This is a genomic window from Halosimplex salinum (assembly GCF_003730195.1).
GTDB classification, from domain to species: domain Archaea; phylum Halobacteriota; class Halobacteria; order Halobacteriales; family Haloarculaceae; genus Halosimplex; species Halosimplex salinum.
In genome coordinates, this window is the sequence record NZ_QWGG01000004.1 from 448,627 (window position 1) to 465,426 (window position 16,800).

At 68.3% G+C, this 16,800-nt stretch carries 20 protein-coding genes; 9 read left to right on the top strand and 11 right to left on the bottom strand.

The window, feature by feature from the left end; all coding sequences use genetic code 11:
- Positions 1–29: 29 nt before the first annotated feature.
- The 4 genes from D1409_RS13485 to D1409_RS13500 all read left to right on the top strand — a co-directional run bounded on the left by D1409_RS13485 (position 30) and on the right by D1409_RS13500 (position 1,178).
- Entirely contained in the window at positions 30–224 is a 195-nt protein-coding gene (locus D1409_RS13485) for a cold-shock protein (protein WP_123537498.1), read from the top strand.
- A gap of 2 nt (positions 225–226) precedes the next feature.
- A complete protein-coding gene (locus D1409_RS13490; RefSeq protein ID WP_123537499.1) occupies positions 227–421 on the top strand; it encodes a cold-shock protein in 195 nt (64 codons plus the stop codon).
- A gap of 2 nt (positions 422–423) precedes the next feature.
- Positions 424–618, top strand: coding sequence for a cold-shock protein (locus D1409_RS13495; protein ID WP_123537500.1), 195 nt, complete (start codon positions 424–426; stop codon positions 616–618).
- Positions 619–770: 152 nt separating this feature from the next.
- Positions 771–1,178: a DUF5778 family protein gene (locus tag D1409_RS13500; RefSeq protein WP_123537501.1), complete on the top strand. Its 408-nt coding sequence runs from the start codon at positions 771–773 to the stop codon at positions 1,176–1,178.
- Positions 1,179–1,203: 25 nt separating this feature from the next.
- Here D1409_RS13500 and D1409_RS13505 read toward each other — a convergent pair whose 3' ends face one another.
- The 3 genes from D1409_RS13505 to D1409_RS13515 form a co-directional block, all read right to left on the bottom strand.
- Positions 1,204–1,500 carry a hypothetical protein gene (locus tag D1409_RS13505; protein ID WP_123537502.1) on the bottom strand — a complete coding sequence of 99 codons (297 nt, stop codon included), beginning with the start codon at positions 1,498–1,500 and terminating at the stop codon, positions 1,204–1,206.
- Positions 1,501–1,558: 58 nt separating this feature from the next.
- Positions 1,559–3,742, bottom strand: a complete 2,184-nt coding sequence (gene rqcH / locus D1409_RS13510) for a ribosome rescue protein RqcH (protein ID WP_123537503.1) — start codon at positions 3,740–3,742, stop codon at positions 1,559–1,561.
- A 72-nt stretch (positions 3,743–3,814) separates the two neighbouring features.
- A complete protein-coding gene (locus D1409_RS13515; protein ID WP_123537504.1) occupies positions 3,815–6,154 on the bottom strand; it encodes a bacterio-opsin activator domain-containing protein in 2,340 nt (779 codons plus the stop codon).
- A gap of 257 nt (positions 6,155–6,411) precedes the next feature.
- On the opposite strand from D1409_RS13515, the gene D1409_RS13520 reads away from it, so the two are divergent.
- On the top strand, positions 6,412–6,750 hold the full coding sequence (locus D1409_RS13520; protein WP_123537505.1) for a DUF7344 domain-containing protein: 339 nt from the start codon (positions 6,412–6,414) through the stop codon (positions 6,748–6,750).
- 187 nt (positions 6,751–6,937) lie between these two features.
- Here the strand turns inward: D1409_RS13520 and D1409_RS13525 are convergent, their stop codons facing one another.
- On the bottom strand, positions 6,938–7,627 hold the full coding sequence (locus D1409_RS13525) for an MBL fold metallo-hydrolase (protein WP_123537506.1): 690 nt from the start codon (positions 7,625–7,627) through the stop codon (positions 6,938–6,940).
- Between the two features lie 143 nt (positions 7,628–7,770).
- Here D1409_RS13525 and D1409_RS13530 point away from each other — a divergent pair, with 143 nt between their 5' ends.
- The gene (locus tag D1409_RS13530; RefSeq protein ID WP_123537507.1) at positions 7,771–8,667 is read left to right on the top strand and encodes a hypothetical protein; all 897 of its coding nucleotides are present in this window, start codon (positions 7,771–7,773) and stop codon (positions 8,665–8,667) included.
- A 32-nt stretch (positions 8,668–8,699) separates the two neighbouring features.
- Here the strand turns inward: D1409_RS13530 and D1409_RS13535 are convergent, their stop codons facing one another.
- A complete protein-coding gene (locus D1409_RS13535) occupies positions 8,700–10,376 on the bottom strand; it encodes a tRNA uridine(34) 5-carboxymethylaminomethyl modification radical SAM/GNAT enzyme Elp3 (protein ID WP_123537508.1) in 1,677 nt (558 codons plus the stop codon).
- A 123-nt stretch (positions 10,377–10,499) separates the two neighbouring features.
- On the opposite strand from D1409_RS13535, the gene D1409_RS13540 reads away from it, so the two are divergent.
- On the top strand, positions 10,500–10,880 hold the full coding sequence (locus D1409_RS13540) for a cupin domain-containing protein (protein ID WP_123537509.1): 381 nt from the start codon (positions 10,500–10,502) through the stop codon (positions 10,878–10,880).
- A 112-nt stretch (positions 10,881–10,992) separates the two neighbouring features.
- On the top strand, positions 10,993–11,127 hold the full coding sequence (locus tag D1409_RS25590; protein WP_268895826.1) for a hypothetical protein: 135 nt from the start codon (positions 10,993–10,995) through the stop codon (positions 11,125–11,127).
- Positions 11,128–11,185: 58 nt separating this feature from the next.
- Here the strand turns inward: D1409_RS25590 and D1409_RS13545 are convergent, their stop codons facing one another.
- The 4 genes from D1409_RS13545 to D1409_RS13560 all read right to left on the bottom strand — a co-directional run bounded on the left by D1409_RS13545 (position 11,186) and on the right by D1409_RS13560 (position 15,077).
- Complete coding sequence (locus D1409_RS13545) at positions 11,186–11,689, bottom strand: cupin domain-containing protein (protein WP_123537510.1); 504 nt, start codon at positions 11,687–11,689, stop codon at positions 11,186–11,188.
- A 40-nt stretch (positions 11,690–11,729) separates the two neighbouring features.
- On the bottom strand, positions 11,730–14,006 hold the full coding sequence (locus D1409_RS13550; protein ID WP_123537511.1) for a DHH family phosphoesterase: 2,277 nt from the start codon (positions 14,004–14,006) through the stop codon (positions 11,730–11,732).
- A gap of 124 nt (positions 14,007–14,130) precedes the next feature.
- Positions 14,131–14,394: a hypothetical protein gene (locus tag D1409_RS13555; RefSeq protein WP_123537512.1), complete on the bottom strand. Its 264-nt coding sequence runs from the start codon at positions 14,392–14,394 to the stop codon at positions 14,131–14,133.
- Between the two features lie 65 nt (positions 14,395–14,459).
- Positions 14,460–15,077, bottom strand: a complete 618-nt coding sequence (locus D1409_RS13560) for a YIP1 family protein (RefSeq protein WP_123537513.1) — start codon at positions 15,075–15,077, stop codon at positions 14,460–14,462.
- A gap of 114 nt (positions 15,078–15,191) precedes the next feature.
- Here D1409_RS13560 and D1409_RS13565 point away from each other — a divergent pair, with 114 nt between their 5' ends.
- Positions 15,192–15,500 (top strand): cyclin family protein, encoded by a 309-nt coding sequence (locus D1409_RS13565; RefSeq protein ID WP_123537514.1) that lies wholly within the window; start codon positions 15,192–15,194, stop codon positions 15,498–15,500.
- A gap of 2 nt (positions 15,501–15,502) precedes the next feature.
- On the opposite strand, the gene D1409_RS13570 is transcribed toward D1409_RS13565, so the two are convergent.
- Together D1409_RS13570 and D1409_RS13575 are read right to left on the bottom strand one after the other, a co-directional pair.
- Positions 15,503–16,054, bottom strand: coding sequence for a phosphopantetheine adenylyltransferase (locus tag D1409_RS13570; RefSeq protein WP_123537515.1), 552 nt, complete (start codon positions 16,052–16,054; stop codon positions 15,503–15,505).
- Positions 16,055–16,148: 94 nt separating this feature from the next.
- A complete protein-coding gene (locus tag D1409_RS13575) occupies positions 16,149–16,778 on the bottom strand; it encodes a winged helix-turn-helix domain-containing protein (RefSeq protein WP_123537516.1) in 630 nt (209 codons plus the stop codon).
- Positions 16,779–16,800 lie beyond the last annotated feature (22 nt).

Consider the following 16,800-nt stretch of genomic DNA (forward strand, 5'->3'; position numbering starts at 1 on the left):
AATAGAGGCGTCTCCTCTGACAAGGTGCAATGGCGACCGGTACGGTAGACTTCTTCAACGACACTGGCGGATACGGATTCATCGACACTGACGATGCGGAGGAAGACGTGTTCTTCCACATGGAGGACATCGGCGGTCCCGACCTGGAGGAAGGTCAGGAAGTCGAGTTCGACATCGTTCAGGCAGACAAAGGCCCGCGCGCCGAGAACCTGGAGCGACTCTAACCATGGCGAAAGGTAAGGTCGACTTCTTCAACGACACCGGCGGGTACGGCTTCATCGACACCGACGACGCGGACGAAGACGTCTTCTTCCACATGGAGGACGTCGGCGGCCCCGACCTGGAGGAGGGTCAGGAAGTCGAGTTCGATATCGAGCAGGCCGACAAGGGCCCGCGAGCGACCAACCTGGAGCGTCTCTAACGATGGCGAAGGGCAAGGTCGACTTCTTCAACGACACGGGCGGCTACGGCTTCATCGATACCGAGGACGCGGACGAGGACGTGTTCTTCCACATGGAAGACGTCGGCGGCCCGGACCTCGAAGAGGGACAGGAAGTGGAGTTCGACATCGAGCAGGCCGACAAAGGCCCGCGCGCGACGAACCTCACACGCCTGTAACTCCGGACGGGCCGCTCGCGCGGCACCATCCGTTCTGACCGCGGGCGGGTTCCGCCCGCGGCCGAATATCTTCGGTGAGCGGCGGCGCTACCGGCGATTCTCCCGGACCGATACCGTGGGACACAAGAGCCAGCGCGTCGCACTCCCAAGTAATGAGCGACGCCGACGCCGTCGACGCGGATCTGTACCAGCGCGCACAGGCACTCCTCGAACCCGGCGAGATCGAACTCCTCGGCCTGATCGTCCACACGGGCATCTCCGGCGACGAGGAGCCGTCCCTCCACGAAGCGACCCTGGAGATCGGCAACTACATCGCCGAGCACGCCGGGATCGAGCCGACCGACACGTACGTCTACTCGGGCAACGACGACCCCGAGTTCGGCGTCAACCAGCACCAGGGGCTCACCCTCGACGGCGACGAGTTCGTCTGGGAGTGCCAGCAACTCCTCCGCGAGGACACCTTCGAGGTCGTGTTCTACTACGAGGCCGACGTGGACCACGAGGGGCTCCTCGAGGCCGTCCGCGAGGCCGGATACGACGTGACCGGCGTCGAACCGTAGTCCTGACTGTTCGGGCGAGCGCGCTTCAGGATAGCTCCGCCAGACAGTTCCAGCAGTAGCTCGCGTGGTCCCAGTTCTCCGCGTCGCACGCCCTGCAGACGACCCGCTCGTCCGGCGGCGGCGACCGACTCGGTGCGCGGTCGGCCCTGCCCGCCGCCTCTCGACGCGTCGGCGACCCCGACCGGAGTTCACCGTTCTCGACGCGCGCGATCAGTTCGTCGTTCGCCACGTAGTCGATCAGGCGAAAGAGCGCGACGAAACAGAGCCCCGGCAGGCAGACGAGGACGACCATCCCGAGGAGCCACACCACCTCCGAGATCATGGTGAACGTTAGCACTGCACGATAAATACGTTTCGGGCGGCGGGTCGCGGCGGCTCCGTCAGTCGTCGCTCATCCGACTCCCGCCCGGCGGCAGAAACTCCTGGATGAGGTCCGGGCTGGCGACCTTCCGCACGAACGATTCGTCGGCGAAGCGGCCCTTGAACTCGCGGTAGAGCCGCTTCGCGATGTCGTTCTGGGCGTAGCGCCCGGGTTCGACGTCGATCGTCGTCACCGCGTTCGGCTCGATGGCCGCGGGCGGCCCGCCGATGACGCGCGTCTCCGGTTCGCAGGTGATACCCACCGCGACACCGACCTCGGTCTTCTCGTAGTAGGTGCGGTCGCCGCGGATGGCGAAGCCGCCTTTCTCGAGGAACTCGCCGCTCTCCGGGGTCTTGGACACCTGGTCCGGGCTCACCTCGTACACGTCGCCGGCGAACTTGCCGTCCTTCCAGATCGAGGAGTAGGAGACCGCGAACTGCGCGGCCTCGCGCTTGCTCGACTCGGGGATGTCCACGTCGCCGTCGTAGGACTCGCTGGGCCCCGTCGCCTTGAGGATAGTCGCCGGGCCGCCGTGGGCCTGCGCGTGGAAGAAGCGGTCCCCGCGGTCGAGGTACTTCTTGACGAGCGCCTCGTTGTCCTCGGCGTCGCGCCCGCCGATGACGAGGAACCCGTCGCTGGTGTGGAACCACCGGAACTCCTCGTACCAGTGTTCGGACTGGCGACGCGGGATCGACGGCTCCGAGAGCCAGTCGACCGGTTCGTCATCGTCGTCTCCGTCGCTTCCACCGCTGCTATCGCCGCTCTCGCCCGCTTCTGCGGCCTCCCACTCGTCGCGCCGGGCCTGGACCGCCTCCAGTTCGCTCCGGGTCTGGGCGATGGCCTCCTCGGCGCCCTCCTTCTTGCCCTCGATGCGTTTCGCCTCCTTGTAGAGGCGGTCGGCGTTCTTCTCGACGCCCTCGTCGGCGGCGAGGGTGACCCGCTCGCCGTCGATCTCGACCGTGACCGTGCCCTCGCTCCCGTCGAGCGAGACGACCGCTTCGGCGGCGGGGATGCCCTGTTCGGCCCCCTCGTCGAAGCGCTCCTCGATGTCGTCCCACGAGTGGTCGGCCTCGCGGGCCGACCGGACCGTCGAGAGGATCTCGTCGACGAGGTCGTAGTGGGCGTACAGCCGTTCGGCGTTCTCGCGCTCGCGTTCGGCCTGCTCCTCGAAGTCCTCGATCGCCCCCTGCTGTTGCTCGATGATCCGCTCGTGTTTGGCGATCTCCGACTCGAAGTCGGGGCGCTGACTGCCGGCGCCCGCGGTGTCGCCGCCGTCCGGTTCGTCCTCGTCGCTGGCGAACGTGAAGTAGTCGTCGAGCGCCGCGTTGAACGAGTCGAACGGTTCGCCGTACCGGGAGTCGTACTCCGCGAGCGGGAGCGGCGTCACGTCGACGCGCTGGCCCTCCACGTCCCCCTCCTCGTCGGTCGGGTCCTCGGCGTCGGGTTCGTCCAGTTCGTAGTACACCCGCGGGTCGAGGTCGCTGTCCGCGAGGCGGTCGGCGAGGCGCCGGAGCGCGTCGTACAGCGACCGCAGCTGGTCGTCGGTCGCCTCCTCGATGGGGACGTTGTAGTCGACGCCCGCGAGTGTGCACAGCTCCTCGCCGTACAGCCCACCGAAGTTGAGCTGGGTCGCCAGCGTCCGCACGAGGTCGGAGTCCGAATCGCGCATCCGCGCCTCGAAGGCGTCGTAGTCGACGCCGAGCGGGTTGAACCGTGCGCTCGGGAACTCGTACTGTGCGCCCGGCGCGACGGTCCGCGATTTGAGTCGGACGGTTTCGAGGCAGTCGATCACCTCGCCGGTGCCGTCGAGGATGGCGACGTTGCCGTCGCCGAACAGTTCGGCCACGACCCGCGTCGTCTCGTCGTCCCGCTCGAAGGTGAGTTCGAGGATGCGGTCGAACTCGTACTGGGAGACGTCGACGAGTTCGGCGCCCTGCATGCGATTGCGGAGCATCATCGCGAAGTTGGGCGGTCGCTCCGGCGCCTGTGGGACGTGGTCCGGGTCCGCGACGTTGACCCGTTTGTAGTCGCCCACCTCGACGAGGAGTTCGGTGCGGCCGCGGTCGTAGTGGCGCATCCGGAACCGCAGCAGGTCCGCGTCGGGGTAGAGGTAGACCTTGCCGACACCCGCTCCCTCGTAGTCGGCGAGTTCGCCCGCGAGCGCCGCGATGTCGACGCTCGTCAGCTCCCGCTTTCTGTCCATACTGCAACGTCCGCCCTCGGGAGCAAAGGCGTGTCGTTCGCGCCCGTCGCCCCGCGCCGCCAGTGGCGGGTCTCAGAGCGGTTCCGACAGCAGCGACTCGAACACCTTCCGCTCGGCCTTCCTGAGGTGCTGGTGGAACGTCGGCGGCGAGATGTCGAGCGAGGCCGCGACCTCCTCGCCGGACGTCTCGCGCGGCCAGTCGAAGAAGCCGGCGTAGTACGCCGCCCGGAGCGTCGCCCGCTGTCGGTCGGTCAGTCCCTCGGCGAAGGCGCCGTGGACGCCGTCCCCCGTCTCCCGTGTCGTGGCGACCTGACGCCGTTTCACCATCTCGGCGCCCGGGAACATCGATCGCACGGCCTTGATGACCGGTCGGACGTCGGTGCCCCCCGGCAAGTGGAGCGTCGACCGGAACTCCCCGTCCTCGACGACGGCCGACTCGACGTACCCGCCGAGCGAGGCGAGCGTCGAGTGGATCCGCGAGTCCGAGAGCCGGAGTTCGAACCGTTCCCGGTCCTCGCCGTGGAAACTCACGCTGTCCCAGTGGGGGACAGCATCGACGAGCGCCTCGACGGCCTCGGCGCTGCCCGGCGTCGCGTTTCCGTAGACGACGTACTCGTCCCCGCCGACTGGCACGGTCCCGGCCAGCGTGATTCGTCCGTCGCCCGGGACGTCGACCGCCTCCAGCGGCCCGTGGACGCGGAACTCCAGTTCGAGCAGTTCGTCCCCCATCAGCGCTCGCTGACGCTCGACGCCCGCGATGGCGTGCCCGATGACTTCCCCGAGCTGGCGGAGCACGTTCCGCTCGTTCTCCGCGAACGCGCCGGAACGGTCCGAGTACACCCCGAGGACGCCGTAGAGGCACTCTCCGTGGACGATGGGGATCGCGGCGAACGACCGAAACCCGTACGTCTCGGCGTGGTCGCGGTAGGGTTCGAACGCCGGGTCCTCGAACACGTCCCGTGACACCACCATCTCGCCGGTGCGGAAGGTCGTGCCGGCGGGGCCCGGTCCCGACTGGTCGTCCGCGTCCGTCGAGCGCTCGACGTTCCGGAGAAAGTTCTCGATCCCCGCCTCTGCCCGCGGCGTTATCTCCCGGGTGTTCGGGTCGACCTCCGCGATCCAGGCGAACTCGTAGGCATCGGCCGCGGCGAGCTGTTCGCAGGCGACGCGTTCGATCTCATCACGGGTGGACTGCTCGATGACCGCGTCGGTCAACTCGTGGACGACGGAGTTCAGTTCGTTGAGCGCCGTGACGCGCTCGGTGTACTGCTGGCGTTCGAGTTCCGAGCTCACCCAGTTGCCCAGCAGGTCGACGAAGGCGACCTCCCAGTCGCTGAAGTCCTCGCTCCGAGCGTCCCTGTCGTAGAAACAGAAGCTCCCGTACACCTCGTCCCCGACGAACACCGGCGAACCGAGGTAACAGGCGATCCCCCAGTCGGCGTTCCCCGGCCGGTCGGCCAGTTCGGGGGCGTCCGCCTCGACGTCGTTGAGGACGAGCGTCCGTTCCGTCTCGACGACTCGCTCGCAGTTCGTCCACGAGAGCGCGACGGTGTCGCCGACCGCCAGATCGGCGTCCACCGGCGCGGAGATCGCCTCGAAGACGTACTCGTCGCTCTGTACGCGCGAGAGCGTCGCGTAGTCGGTTCCCAGCGTCCGGCGGACGATCGCGAGGAGGTCGTCGATCTGCTCGGAGAACTCCCTCCCGGGGTCCGAGACGACCTCGTAGGCGAGGCGGAGCGCTCGCTCGCGGCGCTCCAGTTCCTCGCGCTGCCGGGCGAGTTCACGGCCGTGCTCCTCGCGCTCGCTGACGTCCCGGACGATCGCCAACACGAGTTCGCGGTCGTCGGCCAGGATCTTCGACGCGGAGATCTCCGTCGGGAGCGGTTCACCGTCGCTCGTCAGACAGGTGAGGTCGTCCGTCCAGCCGCTCCCCTCGGCGAACACGCTGTCGACGAACGTCTCGAAGCGCTCCATCTCCGCCGGGTGGAGGTCCGACGGGCCGAGTTCGAGCAACTCCTCGCGGGTGTAGCCCAGCGTCTCACAGCCGGCCGGATTGACGTCGACGATATCGCCCGTCTCGGGATCGGCGACGTATATCACGTTGGTACTGTGCTCGAAGAGGTGCTGAAAGCGCTCCCTCGTCTCCGCCAGTTCCCGGTCGGCGGCCGAACGGTCCGGCGAAGCGTCGAGCGTCCCGATCGGCTGCCACCAGACGCGACCCCGGCTCCCGGCCTTCTTCGTCCGCAGGAGCTCGTGGTCGACCAGTCGTTCCAGTCGGTCGTACGTACTCCGGCGCGACACGTCGAGGTGGTCGGCCACCTCGCTCGTCGTCATCGGCTCCCCCGGAGCGCCGATGGACTCGAAGACGGCTATCGTCTCCGAGAGACTCTCCGTGATGCCGGCGTTTCCCATTACCGTCGAGAGGGGCGGATCCCGTTTGAACCCTCCGTTGGCGGAGTGACAAAATCGGAGTAGGGCGTTTCTAACACGCAACCATGGCGATATCGTTCGCACGTAACTGGCCCGGAACCGGTATCGATCCGGGTCCACCACGACCGGCCGAATCGCGTTCGGACCCTAATCAGTTCTAGTCAACCCTTACCGGTGACTGGGGCGTTCGGTATACTACGCACCAGCGACCCTGGGCGACAGCGACCCAGACCCTACCCATGTCGAGATCTACCTCCGAAGTCGACCGAGACGACGCACAGGCGACCGAACTCACGACGGACGAACGCCATCGGATCCTCGCGAGCGAGCGACGCAGGGCCGTACTCGACGCGCTCGCGACGGGCTCCGGGAGCACGACCCTGTCGGCGCTCGCCGCCGCGGTCGACGCGGCGGAGAACGACCTCGACCGGGCGGCCGCGACCGCTCGCGACGAGATCCGGGTCGACCTGCACCACGTCCACCTGCCGATGCTGGCCGACGCCGGCCTCGTGGACTACGACGTGGAGACGAAGCGCGTCGACCGAGCCGTCCCGGCCGCCGCCGTTCCGACCGCGTAAGCATCGCCTTCGGCCGCCCAGCCGTCGCGAACGCGGCCTCCGTCTGGTCTCCCTGCGCGGGATTCCAGACCCGACCGCCGCTCTCTCGTTCTCACAGCAGTGCCGTCCTGTCCGAGGAGCCACGGCCTCGCCGCGGCTGACTCCGGTACTCAGTCGATACCGGGCGGGCTCGGGGAGACGAGTCCCGTTACTGACGGTCGGAGCAGGCCGCGAGGGCCGCGTGGCCGCCGCTGACCAGCGGCGTTCCGTGGGCCATCGCCGCCACCTCGAAGGGCTGGGTCCGCTCGACCAGTCGTCGGACGCTCTCCGCGATCTCTCCCATGTCGTAGGAGTCGAACCAGATCGGCGTCGTCAGGCGGCCGTCGCTCTCCCAGACCAGGTCGCCGAGGAATGCGGCGCCGGAGTCGTGGACGAAGACCGTGTGGCCGGGGTTGTGGCCGGGCGTGTGATACGCGGTGAACTGACCGATCCGGTCGCCGTCCTCGACGGCGCGGACGTCCATGTGATCCGGGAGTGGGAACAGTCGCCGCGCGGCGCGGTGAAAGAGCCCCTTGTGGTGGAGCAGTTTCGGGTGACTCTCGCGGCGGACCAGCGCGAGGTCGGCGGCGCCGATGTACACCGGCCCGTCGAACTGACCGTCGAGTGCGCGGAGCCCCGCCGTGTGGTCGACGTCGTAGTGAGTGAGGAAGACGCGGTCGACATCGCCGACCTCGTAGCCGACCTCGCTCAGTTCCGCGCCGAGCGTCGGGCGGTTCCAGAACAGCCCGGGGTCGACGAGCGTCACCGTCCCGTCGTCGATCAGGTAGCCGTTGGTCGAGAACGGCGGGAAGAGCCCGAGATCCAGCATCCAGATCCCCTCGGCGAGTCGCGTCGGCATGTACGGTCGTAGTAGTCGATCGAGCGGGAAAACGATGCTGGCCTCGCCCGGCGTCGACCTTCGCGCGCGCCAGCGAGACCCGAACGTCAAATACCGATTTGGGCCTCCACAAGACCTTCGTATCGCATCCGCGACGCTCCGGTATGAGACGCAGGACGGTCCTCGCGCTCGCGCTCGTCGCTCTCCTCGCGGGACTGAGCGGGTGTTCCGCGGAGGGGTCGCTCTCCCTGACACCCGTCGACGACCGTGGGCTCGCCGAGGAGGCGAGCAACTCGCTGCCCACCGACGCGCCACCGGACGACGACAGGGTCGTGGTCCGGAGAGCGGTCGAGAACGGCAGTGCCACAGCGATCGGCGAGCGCCCGCCGGTCGACGAACAGCTACCCTTCCGTCACGAGGGACGGTTCTACGCGCTCGACTACGCGGAGAGCGGGACCGCGCCCGGCTACGACGTCGGGATCCGCATCGACTACAACGCCTCATCGGTCGACGGGACGGTCGTCGACTACGAGGACCTGCCGGCCGTCGACAGGGAGACGCTCGAGTTCGTGATCACGCGGGATCGGCCCGGCGACGAGCGCCTCGAACCGGGGTACGACGTCGGCGTCGGCGCCACCTACACCGAGGGCGACGCCGAGTCGTCGGTGCTGGTCCCGACGCAGGAGTACGATGCCGTCCGGTACGACGGGGAGACCTATCCCGTCGACGTCGAAGCCGAGCGTGAGACGCTGACGGTCTACCGCTACGAGGCGACGGAGGTCGCCGAGAGCCACGAGGTCTACGCCGACTCGCTCCGCGAGCGCCACGAGTTCGAACTCTCCAGGCTGTCCGACGCCGAGCGCGAGGTCGTCGGGGGCGCACTGAACGACACCTACTGGGTCGAAGACGACGACAACGAGGCGTTCGACTCGCTGGTCGACAGGTTCCGCGCGCAGGAACCCGTCGAGGAGACCGACTACCGCGGGTCATACGTCGTCCGCTACGACGGACAGCTCTACTGGGCCGAAGTCGACTACGGGAGTTACGTGGACGAGGAGTAGTGGTCGGTCCGCCCGATCCCGGTTGTTCGCGGTTACAGCCGCTTGCTCACGTACGGGCCGTCTTGCCGATAGCCGAGTTTCTGCCGGTAGTACTGCCGGACGCCGATGCCGGAGAGGACGGCGAGTTTGCCGTAGCCGGCGTCGGCGGCCAGCCGCTCGGCCTCGTGCAGGAGTCGCTTGCCGTAGCCCCTGTGCTGGTGGCCGCCGTCCTCGGCGGACTGGCCGACGCCGACCTCGCTCCCGTAGACGTGGAGTTCGCGGACGACCGCCGCGTCCTGAAGCTCCCGCCGGACGGGGTCGTTCGGGAACCGCAGGCGACAGAAGCCGACGAGGATGTCCTTCTCGCGGTCCTCGAAGCTGATGAAGTGTTCCGTGCCGCCCGCGACCTCGTACACGTCGGTGTCGAGGGTGATCTCCTCGGGCGTCTCGTCGCGGTGGCCGGCCTCGCGACAGCGGATGCAGTCGCAGGTCCAGTCGTGTTCCTCCATGCGCTGCCAGGCGAGCTGTCGCAGGTTGGACTTCCAGACGCCGCCCTCGATGAAGTCCGCGGGGATGTCCCGCTGGACGCGCTGGAGGCGCGTGTACTCCGGGATCATCGACTTGATCTCGGCCACGAGTTCGGCCGCCTCGTCGTTGTCCAGCGGCTCGAACTCCTCTTTCTGCCACCAGTCGTAGGTGACCGTCCCCTCGACGACGAGGGTGGGGTAGATCTTCAGGAAGTCCGGCCGCCAGTCCGTGTTCTCGAAGATGCGCCGGAAGTCCTCGAGGCACATCTCCTTGGACATCCCGGGCTGGCCCGGCATCATGTGGAAGCCGACCTTGAAGCCCGAATCCCGGAGGCGGCGGTTGGCGTCGATGGCGTCCTGCGTGCCGTGCCCGCGGTGCATCTCGCGGTTGATCCGCTCGAAGGTGGTCTGGACGCCGACCTCGACCTTCGTCGCGCCCAGGTCGAGCATCCGGTCGATCTGCTCGGGGTCACACCAGTCGGGCTTGGTCTCGAACGTGGTCGCGATGTTGCGAACGTCCGCCGTCTCGTTCTCGGCGATCACGTCCTCGACGTAGCTGAAGTCGTACGCCTCGGGGTCCTGCGCGAAGCTCTCGTCTTCGGCGGGCTGGGGGTTCCCGTTCGGGTCGTACTCGTTCATCGCCTCCAGCGCGCGCTTGACGAACCACTCCTGGTAGTCGTGGCTCCGGGCGGTCATCGTCCCGCCCATCAGGATGAGCTCCACCTTGTCGACGGGGTGGCCGATCTGGCGGAGCTGTTCGAGGCGCAGGCGGACCTGTCCGTAGGGGTCGTAGTCGTTCTGCACGCCGCGGGCGGCCGCGGGCTCGTGGCCCGTGTACGACTGGGCACTGGAGAACTCCGAGTCCGGGCCGCCGGGACAGTACAGACACTTCCCGTGGGGGCACCGCTTCGGCGAGGTCATGATCGCCACGGGCGAGACGCCCGAGGCGGTCCTGACGGGTTTGCGCTGGAGGACCTCCTCTAGTTCCTCGCGGCGGTCCTCCGGTCCGAAGTCGATCAGGTCGGAGTTGCGCGGGACCTTCGGCGAGGAGTACTTCCCGCAGACCTCCTTCTTCGCCGTCTCCACGTCGTCTTTCTCGATCTCGCCCGAGAGAATGCGGTCGACCAGTTCCCGGCAGGCCTTCAGGAAGGCCTCGGGCTCGTCGGAGTCGAGGTCGGCCACGTCCGGTGTCTCGGTGCTCATCGCGTTGTCGAGGATCCGTCCCTGCCGCGAATAAGCGTGTCGCTACCGTGCAGACCGGTTCGGTCCGCGAACACCTTCGGGTCAGGCGCTTTCGCTCGTCGTCCCCTCGATGTAGTTACAGAGATGCCTGCGACGGACTTCGACGCCGAACGGGAGTATAGCGACGATCAGTTCTCGGCCCAGGGCGTGTTCAAGAGCGACCACATGAAGGTCGTCTGTGGCTACTTCGAACCGGGGCAGTTCATCCCGGTCCACGCGCCCGGGAGCGACGTGGCCGTTCACGTCCGCGAGGGGACCGGCGTCGTCCGCGAGGGCGACACCGACCACGAGGTCGAGCCGGGTGACGTGGTCACCGTCCCAGCCGACGTGGACCGCGGCGTCAGGGCTGACGAGGACGGACGGCTGGAGGCCCTGCTCGTCACCGCACCGCCGCCCACGGACGCCGAACACGACCCCGTCCGCGAAGGGCTTCGGCGCGGCGTGTTCGACCCGAGCAGCGAGTGAGACGGCGGCGGTTCGAGGTGGTCGGACTGATTCTCGACCAACGAGTGACGGGCGTGCGCACGACACGCACACGCCCGTCGGGTTTGTGCCCCGGTAGCCCCCGGTACAGAGTATGACAGCCGCCGCGAACGGCGACGAGACGGCCGCGGGCGCGAGCAAGCCGAAATTCAGGGGCTGTGTGTTCTGCTACAGCGCCGAGTGGGCCTACTACGGCGCGAAGAAGGGGATTCGAGCGGTCCGCGATTGATGCTCGAACGGTCCGCGACTGACGCGGCCGCCCCCGCGGTCCTGCGGCTCCCGCCTCGTCACTCCTCCCAGTACTCCACCTCGGCGTCCAGATCGACCGTCTTCGAGACGTACCGGTCGTCGTAGTTCCCCGGCGCGCCGCCCGCGAACAGCATCGCCGCGTCACGCTCGACAAGAACAGACAGATCCGGCTCGTTCATCGTGGAGACGACCAGAAACCGCGCGGTCTCGTCACCGCGGGCCGCTACCTCGTGGGCGTGGTCCGACCCGCTCGGCAGGGCGACGTAGTCGCCGGGTTCGAGGACGTGTTCGCTCTCTTCGTCATCCGTTCCGAGCCATAGCGTCAACTCGCCGCCGATGGCGTAGATCGCCTCCTCGTTGCCGGCGTGGTAGTGGCGCGGCCACGTCCGCTTCCCGGGGTCGAGTTCGTAGAGGCTCGTCCCCAATTCCTCGCCGCCGGAGGCGCCGAGTCGCTTCCGGCGGAACTGTCGCGTGCCGTGGTCGTACTCGTCCCAGTCGCGGTCGGATTCGGAGACGACGGGGTCGTCGTCGCTATCGCTCATGGGCGAACGGACGGCCGAGAACGGCAAAAAGGTCGGTCGCTCAGGCGACTTCGTCGGCGACCACGTCGATGACCGTGTCGAGCACGGCCGAGCGCTCGCCGGCGATGTACTCCAGTTTGCCGTCGCGGGCGGACTTGGCCGTCAGCCCGGCGTTGGGCACCCACTCGCGGGCGCGCTCGGCGACGTCGCGCACGTCGATCGGGTGGTCGCTGCGGATGTGGAGTTCGTCGTCCGAGACGCCGATGACCGCGGAGACGTCGTCGCGGTGGCGGCGGTGGAGCTCGTCGAGCAGGAGGTGCGTCGGCGGGAACTCGTAGCGGTGGGCGAACGCGTCCGTGTCGAGCACCGCGACCTTCGTGTCGTCGAGCGTCTGCGTGTCGAGGTTGGCTTCGGCCGTCTCGACCTCGGCCTCGAGTTTCTGGCGGAACTGCTCGCTGACGTGGGCGGCGAGGCCGCCGGGGCCGTCGCCCTCGCCGAACAGCAGGTCCGTGATGAGCTCTCGCTTGTCCTCGTAGGACTGGTAGAACGCCTCCAGCGCGACGGCCTCGCGGACCTCGCGGGCGGCGTCGGCGTCGTAGCCGGCGTCGCTCGCGGCGTCGGCGTAGCCCTCGGGGGTGTCCTCCCAGAAGCTCACCGCGGGGAGGTGCTGGAGGTCGGCGCGCACGTCGTCGTTGACGTGGGCGGCGACGTTGGCGGCCAGCGTCGTCGCGGTGGTGTCGGGCGCGTTCGCACCCTCGGGGGCGACGAGCGCGCCGACCGCGTCCTCGATCTCCGGGTCGACCTCGATGTCGTCGACGAGCGCGCGGCCCGCGCCGTAGAGATCGAGCAGTTCGAAGCCGTCCAGGGACTCGCGGGTGCCGCCGGCGGCGACGAAGACGAACAGCGGCAGTTTCTCGTCGTGGCGCTCGCGGGCTTCGAGCATCCGCGTCGCGTCCTTCGTCGCGTCGTCCATGTCGTAGACGCCCTCCTCGAGCGGGCGACGGTCGAAGTAGTGGTACACCGCGTCGTGCTGGTCGTGCTGGTCGCGCACGAGCGGGAGCGTCGCCCGCTCCAGCGCGACGCCGGCCACGTAGCCGTCCGCGGTGGCGGTGTGCCGGACGACGACCGGTCGCTCTTCGAGCACCGCGCGGCGGATCACCGTCGCGACCTCTCGAACCTCGTCGGCCAGCCCCTCGACGACCTCGTCGGCGACGAGCGGGTCGACGGCCTCGGGCTCTGCCTGCGTGCGGATCGCGTCGTCGAGTCGGCTCTCGACGGTGTCTCGGTCCTCGCCCTCGAGCGTGACCAGCGCCTCGGTCTCGACCTGGAGTTCGCCGCGTCGCTCGCGGACTTCGCCGTCCAGGCGGACCACGTCGTCGGCCCCGATCTCGGGGTAGGCGCGGACGCCCGCTTCCTTGAACGCGGCGCACTCGACGCTGTCGGTCTCGTCCCGGATCTCGAACACCGTCGGGCCGCTGGTCTGTCGCGCGCTCTCGACGACGCCCTCGAGTCTGACCGTCTCGCCGACGCGGTCCGAGAGCGTCTCGATGGCCACGTGGGACGGTTCCTCGGCGACGGCGCTCGCGCTGCCACCGGCACCGGTCGCCGCGGCACCGCCGTCGTCGCTCGAACCGGACCCGGCCTCGCTCTCCGCCGCGGCCGCGGTCGACTCCGTCGTCGCGCTCTCCGCGGGGGAACTGTCCTCTGTGTCGATCGGCTGGCGTTCGACCGGCTCGGCGTCGGCGGACTGCTCGCCGGTCGATTCGGCGGACTGCTCGTCGGTCGACCTGGCGGACTGCACGTCGGTCGACTCGGAATCGACCGTCTCGTTCCCGCCGCGCGTCGTCACGTCGGAGTCGTCGTCCGTGTCGTCCGTCGACCGTTCGTCGGACACGTCGGCAGCCGAACCGTCGTCGGCTGCCGCGCCTTCATTTCCCGAGTCGTCCTCTTCGTCCTCTTTCAGATACGGTGCGCCCTGGTCGGGGTCGTCGACGAGGGTGCCGCGGAACTCGCGCTCGGACTGGCGGATCGACCAGCCGAGATCCACGTTCCCGTTGTCACGGACCTGCTGTACCTGCACGAAGACGGTGTCGCCGGACTCCCACTCGAGACTCTCGAGTCGCTGGTCGAGCTCGCTCCGGTGGAGCAGTCCGGTGACGCTGTCGCCGATGTCCACGAACACGCCGAACTCGGCGTACCCGTCGACGGTTCCGCGGTAGTAGCGATCGACCGTCAGCTGGTCGGGCTGGTTCCCTCGGAACTCGAAGACGACGTCTTCCTCGTGAAGGTCGCAGATGCGACCGTCGACAGACTTGCCGCAGATGATACACGAACCCATTGGCAGTTAGAAATACCCCGGGCCTAAAACGGTTGTCGAAACGTGTCCGCCACCGGTCCCGCCGTCTGGCCCCCATCGGCCGGCCGAAAACCACCAGACGCGGACGGGTTCGACCCGCCGGGGTTCACTCCAGTACGGGACTGTCCGCCTCGAGCAACTCGATCCCGCGCGCGACTTCCCGGAGTTGCTCCGGGAACAGCGCGATCTCGACTTCGTTGCCGTCCTCGTCCTCGAAGGCGAGTTTCACTCGCTTGTCCCCGAACTCCCGAACGTCGACGCCCGCGACGTCGTACAGTTTCGCAGTCGCCGTCTTGTTCGAGGGACCGACGTGTTTGATCGCGCCGTCGTTCACCTCGAACATGAACTCGTCCAGGTCGAGACTGAGCATACCGGCGATCCGTCCGGCGCGCGCTTAAACGGTCGTGGTCCGGCCGGTCCCCGCTCGGGACCGACTCAGGCGACGGCCGCGACGTCGGCCCACGTCAGTCCGGTCAGTTCGGAGAGCGCGGCGAACCCGCGGAAGCCGTAGCCGAAGGCGAGCGCAGCCGGCACCGCCGCCAGCACCGCCGCCCTCGCGAGCGACACGTCGTGGACGTCGCTGATACCGACGGCGAGCAGCGCGCTCGCGTAGGCTGTCGCCGCCACGCGCACCCCCGGGTAGGGGAGACCGGCGAACACGCACGGCGCTGTCGCGTAGGCGATGACCTGCACCGTCTCGCTGACGCCCGCGCGGTCGGGCGCGGTCGGGACGAGAATGAGCGTCTGCAGGGCGGCGACCAGGTGGAGCGCCGCCGGCGCGACGAGGAGGACCGCCAGTCCGAGCCAGAGCACCGTCGAAGCGACGGGGCGGCCGCCCAGTATCGGGTAGGCGGCTGCACCCGTCAGGACTCGCGTGAGTTCCTCGACGAACACGACCGTGCCGGCGAACACCAGCCCCGGGGCCTGGTCGCCCGGCGCGACACCGGACTGGAAGAGTCGCCGCGGTCGCACGAGCACCTCCGCCCACGCACGAGCGAGCGCCGCCGGTCCGCGGTCCCGCCCGCCCGTCGGATTCTCGACCCACTGTGTCACGCCCGTCAGTACGGACGAGACCGGTATGACGGTTGCGCCATCGTCGCGCCGTCGACGCTTGCGGGCGCGCTCGCCGTCGAGGATTTAAGCCGGTCGGCCGCATACGAACAGGTGATGTACAGCGCCCGCGATCAGGTAGAGAACGCCGAGTGGCTCGACGAGGTCGAAGTGGTCGCGGAGCGTCTCGACCTGGCGGCCGCGGCGCGGTCGCGCGCGGCGGACCTGTTTCTCTCGAACGTCCCCGAGACCGACCGCTCGAAGCGGGCGGTGCTGGCGACGAGTGTCTACGTCGCCGGACTGGTCGAGGGGGACCGCCGCAGTCAGGAGGCCGTCGCCGAGGCCGCAGACGTGTCTCGTCTCACGATTCAGCAGCGCTGGAAGGAACTGCTCGAAGGCGAGGGACTAGACGCGCCGGGCTGGTAGGATCAGGCGTCGTCCGCGTCGGCGTCGACGGCCTCCGCGGCCGCGCTCGCGGTGTCGGCCTCCGTCTCGGTGGGCGCGTCGCGACCGTCGCGTTCGGGTGTGACGTTGCCGTGTTCGTCTATCTCGCCGCGAACGATGCGCGTACTCGAGATGATCTCGCCGTCCTCGGCGTACACGTGATCGACCACCTCGATGTCGAGCGGGTCGACCCCGCGGTCGCGGCGGATCTCGTTGATGCGTTTGCCGCCGGTTTCGGTCTCCGGGGAGACGACGATGGCCTCGAACTGCGGTTCGGGGGCGAAGCCGGTCGGGTCGTCGATCTTCCGGATCTCGTAGTCGCGGTCGTACTCGTCCGCCAGGGCGGCCAGTTCGGCGTCGAGGTCGCGTTCGCGCTGGTCGTACGGACGGACGTAGCGGTTCTCGCTGCGCAACGTCGGCGCGAGTTCGTCGCTCGTCAGGCCGACCGTCGCGTCACCCAGTTCGAACGCGCGCTCGAACAGCGCGCGGTGCCCGTCGTGGACGGGGTCGAACGTTCCACCCAGCGCGACCTTCATACTCCCTCAGTTGGGCGTACCGGGTAAAGTGCCTTCGGCTTCCCACAGGTCGCGACCACCGTCGGTCAGAAACCAGTTCGCGGCCGCGAGCGGCTCAGTTCTCGTCGGCGTCCGGGTCGTCGGCGTCCGGGTCGTCGGCGTCCGGGTCGTCGGCGTCTCCGGTATCGTCGAGCGTCGCGACGTCGTCCTCGTCCGCCTCGACAGCGTCCGAGTCGTCGGCGTCGTCTTCGACGGTTATCGTGACGGGTTCGGAGTCGACGGTCGGTTCGTCGTCGTCGCTTCCGAGCACTTCGTCGAGGTTGAAGACGGTGTTGAGCTCCGCTTGGACGTCGTCGACGACGCTCCCGACGAGTTCGCTCGGCGCCATCGCGCTGTACTCGTAGGGGTTGTTGCCGGCGCCATCGTTCTCGCGCTTCTGTCGGGAAACCTTCTCCTCGCCGTGGAGTTCGGCGAGCGCTTCGCGGACGGTGCTCGGATACAGGCCCGTCCCCTCCGAGATCTCCTCGCTCGTGCTCTCGGGGTTCTGCCGGAGGTAGACGTAGATACGCGCCCGCGTCTCTGTCTCGAGCACCCACGACAGCATGTCGACGATGCCCTCGTCGAATCCCGTGACCGCCCTGTCGGCCTCCTGTTCGAGCCGTTCGCGCACGTTCCCACCGTCACCCTCTCGCGGCTCTGGCTGTTCGGTCCCCTCACTGTCGTCCGCAGTATCGTCTGTAGACATACGTCGCCTCTAGAAGGACGAA

Bases quoted from the DNA above. Each gene is read 5' to 3' on its own strand.
- D1409_RS13485 (WP_123537498.1), top strand. From the start codon at position 30: ATGGCGACCGGTACGGTAGACTTCTTCAACGACACTGGCGGATACGGA.
- D1409_RS13490 (WP_123537499.1), top strand. From the start codon at position 227: ATGGCGAAAGGTAAGGTCGACTTCTTCAACGACACCGGCGGGTACGGC.
- D1409_RS13495 (WP_123537500.1), top strand. From the start codon at position 424: ATGGCGAAGGGCAAGGTCGACTTCTTCAACGACACGGGCGGCTACGGC.
- D1409_RS13500 (WP_123537501.1), top strand. From the start codon at position 771: ATGAGCGACGCCGACGCCGTCGACGCGGATCTGTACCAGCGCGCACAG.
- D1409_RS13505 (WP_123537502.1), bottom strand. From the start codon at position 1,500: ATGATCTCGGAGGTGGTGTGGCTCCTCGGGATGGTCGTCCTCGTCTGC.
- rqcH (WP_123537503.1), bottom strand. From the start codon at position 3,742: ATGGACAGAAAGCGGGAGCTGACGAGCGTCGACATCGCGGCGCTCGCG.
- D1409_RS13515 (WP_123537504.1), bottom strand. From the start codon at position 6,154: ATGGGAAACGCCGGCATCACGGAGAGTCTCTCGGAGACGATAGCCGTC.
- D1409_RS13520 (WP_123537505.1), top strand. From the start codon at position 6,412: ATGTCGAGATCTACCTCCGAAGTCGACCGAGACGACGCACAGGCGACC.
- D1409_RS13525 (WP_123537506.1), bottom strand. From the start codon at position 7,627: ATGCCGACGCGACTCGCCGAGGGGATCTGGATGCTGGATCTCGGGCTC.
- D1409_RS13530 (WP_123537507.1), top strand. From the start codon at position 7,771: ATGAGACGCAGGACGGTCCTCGCGCTCGCGCTCGTCGCTCTCCTCGCG.
- D1409_RS13535 (WP_123537508.1), bottom strand. From the start codon at position 10,376: ATGAGCACCGAGACACCGGACGTGGCCGACCTCGACTCCGACGAGCCC.
- D1409_RS13540 (WP_123537509.1), top strand. From the start codon at position 10,500: ATGCCTGCGACGGACTTCGACGCCGAACGGGAGTATAGCGACGATCAG.
- D1409_RS25590 (WP_268895826.1), top strand. From the start codon at position 10,993: ATGACAGCCGCCGCGAACGGCGACGAGACGGCCGCGGGCGCGAGCAAG.
- D1409_RS13545 (WP_123537510.1), bottom strand. From the start codon at position 11,689: ATGAGCGATAGCGACGACGACCCCGTCGTCTCCGAATCCGACCGCGAC.
- D1409_RS13550 (WP_123537511.1), bottom strand. From the start codon at position 14,006: ATGGGTTCGTGTATCATCTGCGGCAAGTCTGTCGACGGTCGCATCTGC.
- D1409_RS13555 (WP_123537512.1), bottom strand. From the start codon at position 14,394: ATGCTCAGTCTCGACCTGGACGAGTTCATGTTCGAGGTGAACGACGGC.
- D1409_RS13565 (WP_123537514.1), top strand. From the start codon at position 15,192: ATGTACAGCGCCCGCGATCAGGTAGAGAACGCCGAGTGGCTCGACGAG.
- D1409_RS13570 (WP_123537515.1), bottom strand. From the start codon at position 16,054: ATGAAGGTCGCGCTGGGTGGAACGTTCGACCCCGTCCACGACGGGCAC.
- D1409_RS13575 (WP_123537516.1), bottom strand. From the start codon at position 16,778: ATGTCTACAGACGATACTGCGGACGACAGTGAGGGGACCGAACAGCCA.